The following is a 15,941-nucleotide window of genomic DNA, read 5'->3' on the forward strand; positions in this document are numbered from 1 at the left end:
GCCACCGGATACTCGCCCAGCCCCCCATGGCCGGCCGTCCCAGCCTCAATGTCCGCTCGCTGGAGGCTCTTGGCGCCACCCGGCTGGCGGAGCTGTTGCTGCAGCACACGGAGGGCAACGCCGCCGCCCGCCGGGCCCTGCGGCTGGCTCTGGCGGAGACCCGCGGCCCCCAGGAGATGGCCCAGGAGGTGCGCAAGCGGCTGACGACCCTGGATCGCTCCGGGCGCTGGCTCGATCGTCGGGCCTTTGCGCCGGTGCTGGCCGAGCTGGAAAGCCAGCGCCAGGCGATCAGCACCGCGATCGGCTCCCAGGCTCCTGCCCTGGCGGTGGAACTCCTGTGGCGCCTGCTGGAGCTGGCCCCCTCCCTGCTCGATCGTGTCGACGACGGTGACGACGCCGGACTGGCTCTGTTCCACCGGGCCAGCGCCGATCTGGGCCGGCTGGCCTGCCAGGCGCGGCTGCCGGCGGCGGCACTGGCGGATCAGGTGGCCGAAGCGGTGCTCGACAACCGGGAAGGCCAATACGATCTGTTGGTGTCCCACCTGGCCGAGGCGCTGACGCCGGAGGGCCTGCGGCAGCTGCGGCAGAGGCTGGAGCAGGAGCGGCCCGTGATCAACCGGCCCGATGAGCTGCTGGTGGAGGACGAGCCGGACGAGGCCGAGGAGGAGGGCGTGCTGGTGCATGCCCATGCGTTCGACCCCTATGGCCTGCATCCCGGTGCTTTGGACTGGGAGGGGGACGCTGACGCCGAGCCGTTCAGGCCGGGGGGCGACGACGGCTGGATCGGCAGCTTCGAGCCTGACGAGGACAATGACGTCGATGGGGCGGCCGACCCCTGGCAGCGGCGTCAGGACGTTCGTCTGGCGATGCTGGCGATCGCCGATGGCCTGGGGGAGGCGGAGGCCCATCTGGCGGAGTACCGCGACCATGCCCCCGCCGCTCTGGAGCGGCCGCGTCTGGTGGCCCGGATAGCCCGGCGCCTCACGGCCGCCGGCCGGGCAGCGGAGGCTCTGGCGTTGCTGGAGGGGGTGGAGCTGACGCAGGGATGGCGCAGCGATGGCGCCCGGCCCTGGCTGGATGCCCAGCTGGAGGCCATGGAGGCCATCGGGCATGTCGACGCGGCCCAGGCGCTGCGGCGTGAGTTTGGGATCGAGCGCCTGTCGCTGTCCCACCTGCGGGCCTTTCTGCAGCGGCTGCCGGCCTTCGAGGATGGCGAGGCCGAGGAGGAGCTTCTTGAGGCCGTGCTGGAGCACCGCAGCTTCGATGCGTCCCTGGAGTTCCTGCACCGCTGGCCCGATCAGCGCCGCGCCGCCCGGTTGATCCTGGCCCATCCCGATCGGCTCAATGGCGCCGACGAACCGCTGCTCACGGCCGTGGCGGCGGGCCTGGAGGAGCGCCACCCCCTGGCCGCCAGCCTGTGCCTGCGGGCGATGATCGAGGAGGTTCTCGAGACGGCCCACTCCAGCCGCTATGCGCGGGCCGTGCGCCACCTGGAGAACTGCCGCCGCCTGGCCGCCGGCATTGCCGAGTGGGGCCGGATCCCGCCGCACAACGCTTACGTGCGCGAGCTGCTGCGCGCCTACGGGCACCGCATGGGCTTTCTCAGGAAGCTGGATTTCGATGGCCTGCTGCTGCCGGAATGACCGTCGAAGCCTCACGGTTGGTCCTGCTGATGGAGTTGCCGCGTCAGAGGCGAAGGCGCTCCAAGTTGGCCACATTCACGTCGCTGCTGCTGCCATCAGCCCAGGCCACCGTCGCCAGCACCAGGCTGCTGCGGGGACTGATGGGGGCGATGGCAGCCACGCTGCCGCGGGCGAACGGACCCACGCTGGTGGGGGCTTCGGGCCCGGTGATCATGGCGGTGGCCTGCAGGAAGGCCCTCGTGAACCGCACCCTGTCGCCGATCTGAAGTGCTGAGGTCACGGCCTGCTGTTCTTGTTGGTCCATCGTCGGTGGATGCTGGGGGGCAGGCCAGTGAGGCTGCGACATGCCAGGAATCCACATCACCACCCAGGACGATCTTCCGGGGCCGGACGGGGATGAGCCCTACGTGATGTTCGTCAACCAGACCGCCTACGGCAACGAGCGCTTCCTGCGCACCAACGTGCTCTCGGCCCGGCCGGACATCAAGAAGTACACCTCGCTGCGCTTCCAGCAGGACATCAAGCGCCACCCGGATGCCGTCGCTCCCGGCCAGGACGTGGTGGTGGTGTTCATGCAGGCCCAGGGACTGGAGCCGCCGTTGACCCTGGTCTGCAGCGATCTCCACCTGGAGCTGGAGGGCTACCCGGTAGAGCAGGGGGCGGTGATCGAGATCCCGCTGCTGCCTCCTGGCTCCCGGCCGCCGGCGCGTGGCTTTGGCTGAGCACAAGGACCCCAGCAGGGCGCCGATACCGTGGGGTCGCACCCACGCACCCCCACGGCCCGGCGATGCCTGCCCATGCGCTCCTGCCGGCTGTGAACCGCCTGCTGCAGATGGTGGAGCAGGCCAGTGGCCTGCCGGTGGCGGTGGCCCATCAGGGCGACATCGACACCCTGGCCACCCTGCGGCCGGCCAAGGGGGAGCAGCAGGCCCACCTGATCCTCTACAAGCACCAGGACGAGGCCAGCAGCTATCACGTGGCCTTTGAGGCTGCCCTGTTGCTGCGCATCGTGCAGGTGCCGCCGGAGCTGCGGGTGAACCTCACCGAGAAGCGGGAGGCCAGGGAGAAGGTGATTGCCCAGGTGGAGCGGATGTTCAAGGGCAAGATCGGCCTGGCCCAGGCGCGCTCCGTCGGCCAACGCTTCTACGACGGGCTGATGGTGCAACTGCGCTCGATGGGCCCGGGGCTGTGGGCCGATCGTTGGTTGTTCGAGCAGGCACCGGAGCTGCGGGGCCTGCAGGCGGCGGTGCTTCAGGGCCAGGTGCAGCAGAACGTGCCCTGCCTCAACGCCGAAGTCGACGCGATGGGCCCTGCCGCGGTGGTGAAGGCCAGCCGGGCGATGAATGCGGCCTATGCCTTTCAGAGCGCCGAGCTGGTGGGCATCCCGCCGCTGGCGATCCCGTACCAGGCCTCAGGCTTTGAGGCCCTAGCCAGGGAACTGATCGCCATCACCCGCGCCGCACCCATCACAGCCGATCCGGATCGGGAGATCGTCGACGGCTGGGCCGAGAAGCTGGGCCTCTCACGCTGGTACAGCTGGACGAGGCCGTGATGCAGGGCACCGCGTTCGCGATCGAGGAGGCCACCTTTGATGCCTCGCTGCTGCCGGAGGGCTGCCGCACCCCCGGCAGTGAGGCCTTCCACCGAGCGGTGACCGACTACTTCCAGCAGGCCTATGGCGCCATGGGCGGCCAGGTGGCGGTGGTGTTCGCCGCGGGCCGGATCGAGGTGGCCTGGGATCCCTCGGCCGCCGAAGCACCGGCGATGGCCCAGATCCAGCCGTTGCTGCAGCAGCGCCGCTTCTCAGAAGCCCGGCCGTTGTTGGAAACGCTGCTGCAGCTGCAGCCCGAGCACCCGGAAGCCCTCTACAACCTCGGCGTGCTGGCCAGTGAGGAAGGCCAGCTCGAAGAAGCATGCGGCCTGCTGCGTCGGGCGATCAGCGCCGATCCCTCGATGGCCAATGCCCATGTCGCCCTTGGGGTGGCGGCCCTGCGTCAGGGCGAGCACAGCGAAGCGCGTCAGGCCCTGGAGCAGGCGGTGGAGCTGGAACCGCAGAGCCCCTTTGCGCTGAGCAGCCTCGCCAGCCTGCTGGCCTCCGTTGGTGACCTGGCGGCCTCGGCTGAGCGGTTTCGCCAGGCCCTGGCGGTGGCGCCAAACGATCTGATCGCCGCGTTGAACCTGGCCCAGGTGCTGCTGGAGCTCGATCCGGAGCAGCACCGCGATGAGGCCGACCGGCTGCTGCTGCAGGTGATCGAGGCCCAGCCGTTCGGTGAGCTGGCCAACAAGGCCAAGGATCTGCGCGGGTCCATCGCTGCCCGCGACTTGAGGCAGGAGCAGCCCGAGGGGTTGCGGCAGGACGCGGTGAGCTACTGCCTCCAGGCGCTGCAGCTGTTCGAGGGCCTGGATCAGCAGCGGTTCATCGCCGTGATCAGCGAGGTGGCGGCGTTGGGGCAGGGGGGCCTGGAGATCAACGAACCGAACACCTCCCGCACGCTCAAGAACCTGCCCGGCACCTGGAGTGACCTGGCGCTGGCCTGCCTGATCCATGTGGGCATGAAGCGGCTGACGCCGGATGAAGACTCAGGGCTGGGGATCGAGGCGGAGTACGTGGAAGCGGTTCGAATGCATGAGGCTGGACAGACAACGCGGTAATCCTTGGCCGATCTTCGTAGATGCGGAACCTTTTCTTAGCGCAGGGAAGGCAGGATTCGCTGAAGCCGGGAGCTCAGTTCAACAGAGCACACATGCCTAAAGCTTATCGCGCTGGACTCACTTATGATTGGATAGTAAGTGATCTCGCGGCTGGTGGAAGTAATGCTACGAACACCTATCTTTGGAGAGCCAGGCATCCCCTCGAGAATGCTGGTGAAGTCGAAGTTCAACGTCCTAATTACAGGTCTGGCCTGAGCAGCCAAATCGTCGCGCACAAGACACATTCCTTTGGACTTGTGGATATCATCCATGTCCAGCAAAGGTTTTAAAGACTCGAGGGCACGAAGCTCCTCTTCGACAATTATTGTCCAAACTGAGTGCTCTCCAGCCAAGAGTCCTTGACATGATTCAAATTCTCTCATTCTCAGCAAGCATCTATAGAGCCAACGGAAATAGGATTTTTGGGAGATAGGTTTTGCCTTAGATGGCTTTGCTTGTTGCCGGGCGATGGAGGGCTTCATGGGAGGGTTGCCCGAAGACCCTTTTGCGGAGCGCGATTCGGAGGAATGGAAGTCCTTCCAGGGATCAATATCATTGGCGCGAAGAAAGTCAGCTACGTCGCCATTCGCTTCAAGTAATTTGTACCAGTTCCAACCTCTTCTCGTTAAGGCATGACCTAGTGGCTCGACTAAGCCTCGGCTCCGCAACGCTCCTCTGCTTGGGCCATTTCCTGGCGGCGCCTTTTTACCTTGAGCCTTCCTTGCCAGAATAATCAGTTCGGCTTTCATGGAGCCGCTTAAGGGATCCATGGCAAGATCCTGCACGGCATCCACAACGCCTACTGCGAGATGGCCAGCAGCTTTTGCAATGTCGTCCCAGATACTCATCGCGCCTCTTGTATCCACTCCTGGGTGCCCTCAGCATCAAGAAGGTAGTTCGCCACCACCTCCTGCTCCACCCACTCCGGCATCAGATCCTGAAACTTGCTCAACCGGTAGTTCGGCAGTGACTCAGCGACATCCTTCCAGAGCTTGGCGTCGTCCCAGACCTCCGGAGTGGCCAGGCGCTCGATTGCATCGTGGAAGCGCTCTGGCGTGATCCCCTCCCCCTTGGCCTTGACAAGGAAGTTGTCCGTGGAGATTTTCCAGTCCCCGCCCACGGCTTCCAGGCCGTAGCGGAGGGTGGCGTTGATCTTGCCGCCGGCGAAAGTCCACCAGCGCACCTCTCCCTCTCTGAGCTCGATGCCAGAGGGACCCGACAGGAAGAGCGGCTGAATCACCTCTCGTTTTTCTTCGAGGACAGCGGCGGCCTGCTCATCGAGGTAGGGGAGAGCCGAGGAGGAGAGCAGGATATCGCGCATCTTCTGGCAAACCTCCAGGCCAAGAAACTGGGGGATGTAGCCACCCCAGGTGGGTTGCTTGCCGCGGGGGGCGGGATCCACGAACACTCGGCGGTCGTCGTGCTGGATGCGCTGCACCACCCAGCCCCTGCCGCCGAGCAGGAAACTGCTCACCCCATCGACCAGGCGATCAACGAACTCCTGCTGCAAGGAGCCAAGGGGCTGCCCTGCTGCGGTGACGACCGTGTAGCTGATGGGGCTGGTAAATACCGCAAAGAGCTCCATGAAGTTCTTGCGGCCAAAGCGCTTCTCCGCCTTGGGGCCGATCACCAGCTGACCTGACGCCTCCCGTAGCCCTCCATCGGCGAGCAGCCAGCGGATGAGGCGGTCAAACTCTGGCCGGCTGATTCCCGCGAAGTCCGGCACTTTGGACAGGTGAGCCCAGGCCTCTTCTTGGCTGATGCCACCACCGGCGAGGGCCATAGTCAGCAGCTGGTGAATGAGCACAGGCCAGCAGCGGTCCTGAATCGGCACTGCCTCCACCCAGCCCTGCTTGGCCAGCTCGATCAACGCTGTGGCCTGCAGCACGCTCTCGCTGGATTCGCAGAAGAAGGTGGTATTAGCGGCCTGCCCGTCCCGCCGGCCGGTACGGCCCATGCGTTGCAGGAAGGAACTCACCGTGTCTGGGGCATCGGCCTGGAGCACCCGATCGAGATCGCCCACGTCGATGCCTAGTTCCAGGGTGGAGGTGCAGACGATGCAGGCACCGCTGCCATCGGCCGTCCCCCGGTGGAACGTCTCCTCGGCGAGCAGGCGCTCTTCCTTGGAGACGGCACTGTGGTGCACGAACACGGTGGTGCCGGCCCGCCGCATGGTTTCGGCCACCTTTTCGGTGATGGCGCGGGATTGGCAGAAGAACAGGCTTTTCTGGCCCTCGGCCATTCGGGCGGCATCACGGGCGAGCAGGCGCAATTCCGGCCGGTGCACCACCAGCAGTTGGCGGCGGCTCGCTGCTTTGGGTGGATCCACCACCCGGCCTGGGCGCATCGAGGAGCCCTTCAGCCAGTCGAGGATCGCGTCGGGATTGCCCACCGTGGCGCTGAGGCCGACGCGCTGCAGGTCATGGCGCGAGAGCTTCGCGATGCGCTCCAGCACGCTCATCAGGTGCGCACCGCGATCAGAACCGGCGAGGGCGTGCACCTCGTCGATCACCACGATCCGCAGGTCGCCGAACAGCTTGGCTTCATCCACCCGCTGGGAGACGAGCATCACCTCCAGGGATTCGGGGGTGGTCATCAGTAGCTCGACCGGCTCCTTGAGGAACTTGCGGCGGGAGGAGTCGTCGGTGTCGCCATGCCACACGAAGCGGCGCAGGCCCACCATTTCGGTGTAGAGGCCGAGACGCTCGGCCTGGTTGTTGAGCAGGGCCTTGATCGGCGCGATGTAAAGGGCACCGACGCCATCAGGCGCTGACTCCACCATCTGCGAGATGGTCGGGAACATCGAGGCCTCGGTCTTGCCGCCGGCCGTCGGCGCCAGGATCACCGCGTTGGCACCAGCCAGCAGCGCCTCGCCGGCCTGCTCCTGTACCGGGCGAAGGCTGCTCCAGCCCAGTCGGGCGACGATCGCCTCTTGCAGACGGGGCGCCAGGCGAGAGAAGACGCTCACGCCAAGCCTCTAGGGAGCAGGCGAACGGTGCTCACCACACGTCTTCCGTGGGGATCAGTTCAGGACCCTCCTCCAGCTCATCGAGGGGGGCTGAGTCGGAGGAGACACCAAGGTGTTGCTGTTCTTCCGGGGTGAGGACAACAGAGCTGATCTGAGTGGGATCAAAGCCGTACAGCTCCATCGGCACGTAGTCGTCGTTCTCCTCCACCAGGTCGAGCTGGGTCACGAACTCGCGCAGGAACTGACGCGGCACCACGCCCACATCGCCGCGGAAGCCCTTGGTCACTTCCGCCACCAGGCGGTCGATGAAGTCGAGGCTCACTCGCTCCTCAAGAACCGAGCGGGTGCTCGAGGGATAGAGCTCGCGCAGTCGTAGGGAAACCGAGCGCAGCCGCTCGGCATCAAAGGGGCTTAGCTCCAGCTGCGGTTGGCGCAGACTTGCAAAGGATCCTTGTTTGCTGAAGCTGATGCGCCGATGCAGGGGTTCCAAGCCAGCAACCCCATGGCGCGTGTCGAAGAACTCCGGTGTGCCGGTGAACAGCCAGAGCATCCCTGGGTAGGAGCCGGCCGCATCGGCGATCTGGCGAATGCCGTTGAGCGACTTGTGGCGGGAGTCCGAGCGCATGCGCAGGATCGTCTCCGCCTCATCGATCACGATCAGCAGGCCCTTGTAGCCAGCGGCTTTGACGATCTCCAGCACCCCGCGGAGGTAGTCGAGGGCATCGCGGCTGCCGATGTCGCCCTTGATGCCCGCCACCTTCTTGGAGGCCGCTGCGACGTTGCCGCTGCCGCAGAGCCAGGAGATCAACGCCCCGGCTTGTGACACCTCGCCCTCCTGCTTGAGGCGGAAGATGGTTTGGATCACCCGGATGAAGTCCTGCGGTGCCTGCCCGCCGGTGAGGGACGCCAGATCAGCCTCCAGCCGCTGTTGCACCTTCTCGTCGAAGTCCGCGGCGTCTTCGTCTTCGCCGGCGGCGATCAGGGCGTCTTCCACCCGGGCGATCCAGCGATCAAGGATGTCGCTGAGGGCGCCGCGGGAACAGGTGGAGGTGCCCAGCTCGGTCATCACCTTGCGGTAGACGTCATCGAAGCGGTGGAACTTGAGGTCGTTGTCGGAGACGACCACAAAGCTGGTAGCGAAGCCACGCTCCTGGGCATCGAGCAGGGCCAGGCGGGCCATGAACGTCTTGCCGCAGCCATAGCCGCCGCGCAGGAACTTGATCGTGCCCTCGCCGCCACCGGCCAGCTCCAGCTGGCGGTGCAGCTCACCGCGCTGCTTCTCGATGCCTACGGCGAAGGTGTCAATGCCGCGCTCGGGCACTAGCCCCTTGCGCAGCGACTCGAACACGTGCTCCACGTCCTTGGCGGTCAGGGTGCTCATCAGCTCTGCTCCTTCACGTAGCGCTTGACCTCACCCACCACGACGATGCGGACAGAGAACGGTGCCCGGCTGGCCAGTGCATCGACCTGGAGGGCAAAGCGCCGGGCCGCCCGGGGGGAGCCCAGCATGGCAGCCACCTCCGGCTCAGTGATCGCGCCGTGGTCCGCAAGGTGGGCAAACAGCTGACGGATCTTGCCGTCCTCGGAGAGGTCCTGCAGCCACTGGGGAATTGGGCTGTCGGGGCTGGTGGCTGGCGCAGGCTGTGGAGCCGGCGTCGCCACCTCGGATGGGCGCTGCGGTGCTGTGGAGAGCGCAGTCACCAGGAAGCGGCACTCCGGGATGCAGGGAGCCACCTGATCGGTGCCACTGGGGTGAAACACCTCCACCCGCACCTTCTCCTGACTGCTGCCACTGAGGCGGAAGAACAGCTCGAAGGCTTCCCCCACCGGGGCCTGGATCACGCTGCCGTTCAGCTGGGCGGCGCCGCGAGCCTGGGCAAGCTCCACCTGCAGATCGGGGTCGTCGGGACACTTCAGGGACAGCTCGATGCGGTTGCGGCTGCCGAAGGCGAGGGCAAGCTGCTCCACCGTCTTCACCTGGATCTCCAGGCAGTGGAGGCCAGCCACCCCTTGGCGCTGCTGCGCCTCGATCTGGAACTGCTGGGAGGATCCCCCGGTCGCCACGCGGTGCTGGAGGGTAAGCACCGGAATCAGCCGCTCCTGCAGGCTGTTTCCGCCATGCACGAAGCGCATGTCGTGCTTGCCTGTGTCGAACACGGCGGTGTCCTCCGGCATCATCAACTGCCCCTCCACCCCCTGGTAGCCAAGATCAGCCAGGGCCACGCGCACCTCGCCGTCGTGATTGGCGGCATGGGGGCGGAACACATGGCGTCGGGAAGGGGTGTTTTTGTTGCCATGGCGCCGCACAGCTGGGGGCGCACCTTCATTGAGCAGGAAGCCGTGATCGGAGGTGATCACGAAGTTGCGGACGCCCGCCGTGCGCAGCCGTTGCCAGGCGGCCCTGAGGCTCTGCAGCACCCGATCGAAGACATCAAGCCCTACCCCTTTCTCGCCTGCTGAATCGATCTCGCGGCTGTGCACCATCAACAGCCGGGCCTGGTCCACCTTTTTCTTGAGGGTGTCGGCCTTGAGGCTGGTGACCTCCTCAAGACTGAGCTTGAGGCAAGGGCCACCGGCAGTCCGGGCCTGCATGGCACGCAGCCGAGTATCGGGGTTGTTGACCAGAAACTCACCGGCACGGAATCCCTGGATGGAGCCCCCATCGCTGGAAGAGAGGCTGGGGCTGAGGCGACCCTGGGAGACGACCGGTGCCAGCACATTCATGCCCACCTCCGTGACGGTGGGCAGCTCCGCCAGGCGAGCCTTGAGTTGCACCGTCGAGGCGGGCGTGTCCTGCAACTGCTGAAACAGCTCGATCGCCATCTCGTAGCGGAGCGCATCCACCAGAAACACGGCGCAGCGCTGGCTCTCGCGGTTCTGGGCCTGGCGGAGCAGTGGCTCCACCTCCTCGTGAAAGAGCTGCCGCTGCTGCAGGCCGGCTTCGGGCAGAAAGCCGTGCTCCTTGCAAAGCGCGTTGAAGGCCACCGCCCAGCCATCGGCCCACTGGCGCCAGAGCTGCCGCAGACCATCGAGTTCCACCAGCAGCCGCTCGAAGGCAGGGATCTGAGGCGCCAGAGCCGTGAGGCGGCGCTGCTCCAGCAGGCGGTGGGCCTGATCCACGGCGGCGCCGCGCTCCACGTAGCGATCGACTGCCTGCTGCAACGACGGCAGGTTGCGAGACAGATCGCCGGCGTGGTGGATGGCCTCGCCGAGGCGGGCGGCGGCGGAGATCAGCTGCCAGGTTTCATGCCGGGCGGGATCCTGCTGCAGCCAGAAAGAATCGCTCTGCTGCTTGCCATCGCTGCTCAGGCGCTGGGCGGCCCATTGGGCGGCGTTACGGAACTGGCGCTGCTGCAAGGCGTCGAGGGCAGCCTCGAGAACCGTGCTCTCCTCGAAGCGGAAGGTGTCGATTCGGCCCAGGTCTTCCGCCCTGGCCAGCTGCCGTTCCTCGCTGAGAAGCAGCTCGGCTTCATCGGCGGTGCGCTGATAGATGGCGGTGTGGCGCGCGCGCAGATGGCTGGCCAGCTCGCGGCAGGTGCTCACCAAGCGAGCCGGGACAGTCTTGGCGGCTTCTGCTGCAGCTCCCTTCGGGGCACGCTTGAGGTCGTGGACGTATTCGACCACCAACGCCCAGCTGGTGAGGATGAAGGCCAGGTCATCCCGTTGCTGCCGGGTGGCGGGGCGGCCCGATTCCCACATCGCCTGGCTGACGTTGGCCTGAGCCAGGGCCGACATCACGGCGTTGCTGATCGCATCGCCGAGATCACCGCTGTCGCTGGATTCCGCTATCTCCTGAGGAGCAGGCCGGTGCCAGTTTCGAGGCAGCCCAAGGGTTGCCTCCATGGCCCGCAGGAACTGATCGCGGGCATCGGCTGAGGTGAGCTGCCGGCAGAGCGGCCCATCGCTGAGCAGCTGCTCCACCACCTCCACCACGGGGGTGGAGCGGACCTGTTCGTAGAGACCGCCGCCATCGGCCTGGAGCTGGGCCTGCAGCCAGGCATCGGCCATGGCCAGCGTATCGGGCTCAGTGGCCACGAAGGCCTCGATCGCTTCTCCCGGCACCTGGCCGGCAGCCGCCTCTCGAATCAGGGTGCCAAGCGCCTTCCGGAAGCGGGTACCGCTGCGGTAGAGCCCCAGCACGGGGGTCTGGGTCACGGTGTCTTCCGTGAAGCCAGGCAGGTGAATCAGCAGCCGTGGCGGATCGGAGCCGGCGGCCACGGCATCGAGGTCGAGCATCAGCGCCAGATGACTGCCCCGAAAGCCATGCACGGCATAGGGAAGAGCACCTTCGGCGCGCAGGGCCTGGAGCTGATCCACCAACGGGCTGTAGTGGCCATCGCGATCCAGCCAGATCACGATGCCGTTCTGCTGCACCCGCTGGCGCAGCTCGGCCTCAAGAGCTGTGGAGATCGGCCCCAGTGTGCTCATCCACCTGCCCCCTCTGCGCCACCCAGGGCGAGGGCCAGCCCAACCTGCACAGACTGCTCACCGTCGGTGCCGGCTCGACCCTCAGCCTCATCGGGGGCCCGCAGGCTGAACAACTGCCCCTGCCGGTCGCTGAGGCGCTGCTCCATGGCAGACACCTTCTCAGGGATCACCGACCAGAGGCCGGACTCGAGGATGCGCATCTCGTTCACCACCTGGCGGTTGTCACCGCGGCCCATGCGGCGGATGGCTTCCTTCTCGACGGCGGCGAGGGCTTCGCTGGGGTGTGCTGCAAGCCAGGCCTGCCGGTGTGGGGCATCGCCCTGGTCGCCCAGATCACGGCCCCCGGGGCGGTAGGGAGCTTCTGCGATGCGGAAGTCGGGGCCGATCTCCTGCTGCAGGCGGAGCTCCCAGGCCCAGGCCCGCTCTGGGTGGTAGCGCCAGAAGCAGCCATGGGCCACCGCCAGGGAGGGATCGTTCTGACACTTCTCATCCACCCGTGAGGGCCAGTAGCGCATCGCCAGATGGGCCCAGTCGTAGTCCTTCTTCCCTTGGGCGCTGGCGAGTTCCTTCCACCACTTCTTGGGATCCTTCCACTGCGGCTCCAACAAGGGCCAGAGCGCCGCGGAGTTGATCATCACGCCGTCATCCGGATCGGGGGCATAAACAGCGTCCTGTTCGCGGGCGGGGCAGCGGCCATCCGTGGGTGGTGCCCCGCGCTCGGCGCAGTGCTCCACGGCGGAGATGAACTCATGGAGCTCCTCGCGCCAGCGACTGAGCTTGCCAATGCGGCTGTCCGCCTCGCGGGCGGCCTTGCGATCCTCGGAATCGCGCACCTGCCGCAAATCGTCCAGCTCGCCATCGATACGAGATCGAGCTGGGATCAGATGGTCGGCCAGCAGAACCTTGAGGGTTCTCTCGTCCATGCGGTGGATGTTCACCCAGACCACAAAGGTTTTGCCCGACGAGCTCAGCGGCCATTGGATTGGGCGGTTCTCATACATGCCCTTGTGCACATCCTTGAAAAAGTCCAGCCGCAGCCAATCGCGCAGGCTGCGGGTTGGCGCAATGGCTGAGCCATGGCGATACCAGGCCTGATGCAGTGGGGCCGCGGCAGCTGTGCCAAGGTCGTCGCGGTGATCGTTCTCCTCTAACGAGCCATCAAGGAAGAGGATCCCTGCCGGGAGGGCATGGGAGAGATCATCGGTGCTCGGATCGAGGACGCCGGGCTGATTGCTGGTGGTGGGCTGGCCTTCGTCATCGACGGGGGCAAAGCGGCCCAGGGCGACGCCGAGGGCAAAGCTCAGGTGGTCTGTGGGGGGCTCCGGATCGAGTTCTTCTACATACTCTGGAAGTGAATCTCTTGCTGGGCGGTCCACAGCCTGTTGGGCCCAATCTTGAGCCGAATGCCAGGGAGATGGGCCTGGCCCAAGAAATTCTGGCGATGGTTCGCGATGTGCCTCATGCGCCGTAAATGATCTCTCAACCACCTCAAAGATGAGGTCAGAAGAGTTAATATGAAAGAGAGGAAGGCGGTTGACGTCACCGCCCTGAAAATGCACGCCAGGATTCAACGACTGGAGAATCATGCGGGCAGAACTGGAATTCATCGCACAGACGGCCCCAGCGAGGTCTTCGGTGTAAATTGACGAACCCATGACGTCAATTATGCTGGGATATCGATGAACGCGAGCGCTAAAATTGGCGCCAATCATGGAAAAAGCGACGCCGAGGCGGAAGTAGTATTCAGGATTTCTGAGGACCGCTCTCTCAAACGATCTCATTGCCAGTCCTTGATTCCGCCAATCGATAAGCTCATTCAAAGGTTCAACCCAGGCTCTGCCCTCCGCCCCTTTTATAAATGGTTGCCAACGATCGCCACCCATCGTTGGTTCCCAAGGCTTACGCAAGAAACGAGCATTGTCCGCGGTAGCAAGACCCTGTCTTGCAGGCGCCACATCACCAATCAGTGGAGCACTCTGATACAGGGACAACTTTTCGGAATCCCACCAATATATTAGAGGCCACTCAGGCACAGCTTTAAGATCATGGGCCTGAAATCTGAATAGATCTTGCTGAGCAAGGCTGGCAGCACGCTTGCGAGTAACCTCGCCTGCTGAAGTTACAAATTTCTCATCAAAGATTTTCAGTGCCAATGCCGGGCCGAGAGGACTCTCTGAGCGCTGAAAAATACTTGAGGCTACAGAAACAACGACTTGTGCTGCGGAAATCTCCTCAAATGCACCCGAGCTAAGATCAAGGAGTAGCCTTAGGCTGGAAGTGCTCAGCAATCCCTCCCTTAGCGCTGAGTACTGCTTGATAAACATCCAGCCTCTCATAGTCAGCATGGCTGAAAATCCGCCTGGCTTTGCCAGCTCTAGTCCGCGCAGCAGGAAAGCGGCATAAAGATCAGCCTTGCCTAGAGAGTAGTGAAGCTCAACATAGCCATTAGACTCAATCCTGCCAGTACCCTGATAAGGGGGATTGGCGATCACTAGGTGATAGGCATCTTCCTTTAGAAGTCGCGTAAAGCGTACGCCTGATGCTAGTTGTTCGCCTTGCAGGCGCAGGCCGAGATCATATGCACTTGAGTGATGCGAAAGAAATTGCTCCAGCAATTCCTGAATGTCAGCGCGGGCTTCAGCAGCAGAGAAGTCCATCTCTTCCTGTACAGGAGGAGCTCCACCGAAGAGATCTGCTTGCACCTGCTGAGCTTTGGTCCGCAATGCCTTGAGGCGGCGCTCCTGCTGATCGATCACAGCATCCACTGCCTGGTCAATTTTCAAAAGGCTGCCAAGGTGATCTGCACCTCGAAGAGCCTGCAGGATCTGGGATGTGAACTCTCCAGAAATCCCTGTCTCAGCCTCAATGTCAGATCGAAGCTCAGCCAGGGCAGGATCGTCATCGGGTAGGTCAGCCAGCCTGAGGTTCGGTGCCACCAGATTCAGCTGTTCTGGTTCGATCTCTGGGCAGAGGGCCTTGCCTTTAAGCCAGAGCGATGCAGCTGCGATCTGCACTGCACGTGGGTCAATATCAATTCCATACAGTGTGTGAGCAAGTAGATGCTCCACAATCGCCTTCTGGCTCCACTCGGGGGCGTCTTGCAAGCCGCGATGCCTGGCTTCCTCCTGGAAAAGCGCCAACAGCAGTCCCAGCGCCACCACAAGGAAGTGGCCTGAGCCCACAGCTGGATCGAGGATCTTCCAGTCGCGAACGGAATGAGGCGCGAGCTCCACCGCCTCATCGGGGATCTCCTGCCCCGGCAGGAAGTAGGCCCAGCGTTGTTCTTCTTCCGTCTCCAGGGGCATCAACGCCGTGAGGCTCACCTCCCCCGCAGATCGCTTGGCACGCCATTCAACGCGCCGCTCCTCCAGCCGCTGCAATGTGCCATTCGTTTGCACCTCTGGTGCCCAGCCATTCTTCTTGCAGAGAGTGAACCACATCAGGCCCAGGCTGTTCTGCAGCATCCAGTCCACCATGTAGCGCTCGGTGAACATCTGGGTTTTGCTGGCGATCTCATGCGGCTCGATCTTGCCGCCGTCGTTGATCTTCGCGTCGAGCCGTTCCCGCTCTGGATCGTTCCAGTACTGGTAGACCCAGCCCAGGGTCATGTCGTCCGCCCAGCAGCTCTCCAGCTCGTCCTTGCTCAGCTCTTCCACCGCATGGCGCAGGGTGGCCGGCGGGATCGGGATCAGATCGCCGATGCCTGCCGAGCCAAACAGGCCGGGCAGGTCTTCCGCCAGCTCCTCAAACACGAGTTGCAGCAGGAAGCCAAAGCCCTCGGTGGGGTCATCGCGAACCACACCCCGTGCCAAGTCCCGAAAGTCCTGATAGGCCGTGCTGCCCCAGCCTCCCTTGATCAGGGCTGGCTTGCGCAGCGGTTGCCCCGAAGGTCCGGGCTCCTCCATCAGCCGCAGGATCACCAGCCGGTTCAGCAGGGTGTAGGCGGCCTGCTGTTCGGCCTCACGCAGAAAGTCTTCTCGCTGCCGGCGCCGGCCCCCGGCCGCCTGGGCTCGTAGCTGCTCATCGAGCCAGCTGTCCAGGCGCTGGCGCTTGGTCCTGGCGGCTTCATCGAGGCCGGCGTCCTGCGCCCGCACCGAGAGGCGATAGGCCGACTCCGTCGCCAGGCGAAGATCCTCCAGTAGGCGCTGGCGCAGCCCGCGGATCGTGCTGGAGAGCGCCTTCTTGGCTTCGGGGGTCATCGCCATCGCCGC

Annotated in this window: 10 protein-coding genes; 4 read left to right on the top strand and 6 right to left on the bottom strand. The window is 64.6% G+C overall.

Features of this window, described 5'->3' with window-relative positions:
- The first annotated feature begins 26 nt into the window (after positions 1-26).
- Positions 27-1,643 carry a DUF6880 family protein gene (locus KUG38_RS15875; protein WP_216923290.1) on the top strand — a complete coding sequence of 539 codons (1,617 nt, stop codon included), beginning with the start codon at positions 27-29 and terminating at the stop codon, positions 1,641-1,643.
- A 43-nt stretch (positions 1,644-1,686) separates the two neighbouring features.
- On the opposite strand, the gene KUG38_RS15880 is transcribed toward KUG38_RS15875, so the two are convergent.
- The gene (locus KUG38_RS15880; protein WP_216923292.1) at positions 1,687-1,923 is read right to left on the bottom strand and encodes a hypothetical protein; all 237 of its coding nucleotides are present in this window, start codon (positions 1,921-1,923) and stop codon (positions 1,687-1,689) included.
- Positions 1,924-1,987: 64 nt separating this feature from the next.
- Here KUG38_RS15880 and KUG38_RS15885 point away from each other — a divergent pair, with 64 nt between their 5' ends.
- From KUG38_RS15885 to KUG38_RS15895, 3 genes are all read left to right on the top strand, one after another.
- Positions 1,988-2,365: a hypothetical protein gene (locus KUG38_RS15885; protein ID WP_216923294.1), complete on the top strand. Its 378-nt coding sequence runs from the start codon at positions 1,988-1,990 to the stop codon at positions 2,363-2,365.
- A gap of 65 nt (positions 2,366-2,430) precedes the next feature.
- Positions 2,431-3,195 (top strand): hypothetical protein, encoded by a 765-nt coding sequence (locus tag KUG38_RS15890; RefSeq protein WP_216923296.1) that lies wholly within the window; start codon positions 2,431-2,433, stop codon positions 3,193-3,195.
- The gene (locus KUG38_RS15895) at positions 3,195-4,295 is read left to right on the top strand and encodes a tetratricopeptide repeat protein (RefSeq protein ID WP_216923297.1); all 1,101 of its coding nucleotides are present in this window, start codon (positions 3,195-3,197) and stop codon (positions 4,293-4,295) included. Before KUG38_RS15890 ends, KUG38_RS15895 begins: the two co-directional genes overlap by 1 nt.
- 35 nt (positions 4,296-4,330) lie before the next feature.
- Here KUG38_RS15895 and KUG38_RS15900 read toward each other — a convergent pair whose 3' ends face one another.
- From KUG38_RS15900 to pglX, 5 genes are read right to left on the bottom strand one after another with little or no spacing between them, the layout of a single operon-like run.
- The gene (locus KUG38_RS15900) at positions 4,331-5,182 is read right to left on the bottom strand and encodes a hypothetical protein (protein ID WP_216923305.1); all 852 of its coding nucleotides are present in this window, start codon (positions 5,180-5,182) and stop codon (positions 4,331-4,333) included.
- On the bottom strand, positions 5,179-7,302 hold the full coding sequence (locus tag KUG38_RS15905) for a DEAD/DEAH box helicase (protein ID WP_216923307.1): 2,124 nt from the start codon (positions 7,300-7,302) through the stop codon (positions 5,179-5,181). The genes KUG38_RS15900 and KUG38_RS15905 overlap by 4 nt, the downstream gene beginning before the upstream one ends.
- Positions 7,303-7,333: 31 nt before the next feature.
- Positions 7,334-8,683 carry a BREX system ATP-binding protein BrxD gene (brxD, locus tag KUG38_RS15910; RefSeq protein WP_216923309.1) on the bottom strand — a complete coding sequence of 450 codons (1,350 nt, stop codon included), beginning with the start codon at positions 8,681-8,683 and terminating at the stop codon, positions 7,334-7,336.
- Positions 8,683-11,730 (bottom strand): BREX-6 system phosphatase PglZ, encoded by a 3,048-nt coding sequence (pglZ, locus tag KUG38_RS15915; RefSeq protein WP_216923311.1) that lies wholly within the window; start codon positions 11,728-11,730, stop codon positions 8,683-8,685. The genes brxD and pglZ overlap by 1 nt, the downstream gene beginning before the upstream one ends.
- Entirely contained in the window at positions 11,727-15,935 is a 4,209-nt protein-coding gene (gene pglX / locus KUG38_RS15920) for a BREX-6 system adenine-specific DNA-methyltransferase PglX (protein ID WP_216923313.1), read from the bottom strand. The genes pglZ and pglX overlap by 4 nt, the downstream gene beginning before the upstream one ends.
- Positions 15,936-15,941: the final 6 nt, after the last annotated feature.

This window comes from Synechococcus sp. CCAP 1479/9 (assembly GCF_019038535.1).
Classification (GTDB): Bacteria; Cyanobacteriota; Cyanobacteriia; order PCC-6307; family Cyanobiaceae; genus Cyanobium.

Excerpts from the sequence above, each read along its gene's own strand:
- KUG38_RS15875 (WP_216923290.1), top strand. The coding sequence starts at position 27 with ATGGCCGGCCGTCCCAGCCTCAATGTCCGCTCGCTGGAGGCTCTTGGC.
- KUG38_RS15885 (WP_216923294.1), top strand. The coding sequence starts at position 1,988 with ATGCCAGGAATCCACATCACCACCCAGGACGATCTTCCGGGGCCGGAC.
- KUG38_RS15890 (WP_216923296.1), top strand. The coding sequence starts at position 2,431 with ATGCCTGCCCATGCGCTCCTGCCGGCTGTGAACCGCCTGCTGCAGATG.
- KUG38_RS15895 (WP_216923297.1), top strand. The coding sequence starts at position 3,195 with ATGCAGGGCACCGCGTTCGCGATCGAGGAGGCCACCTTTGATGCCTCG.
- KUG38_RS15900 (WP_216923305.1), bottom strand. The coding sequence starts at position 5,182 with ATGAGTATCTGGGACGACATTGCAAAAGCTGCTGGCCATCTCGCAGTA.
- brxD (WP_216923309.1), bottom strand. The coding sequence starts at position 8,683 with ATGAGCACCCTGACCGCCAAGGACGTGGAGCACGTGTTCGAGTCGCTG.
- pglZ (WP_216923311.1), bottom strand. The coding sequence starts at position 11,730 with ATGAGCACACTGGGGCCGATCTCCACAGCTCTTGAGGCCGAGCTGCGC.
- pglX (WP_216923313.1), bottom strand. The coding sequence starts at position 15,935 with ATGGCGATGACCCCCGAAGCCAAGAAGGCGCTCTCCAGCACGATCCGC.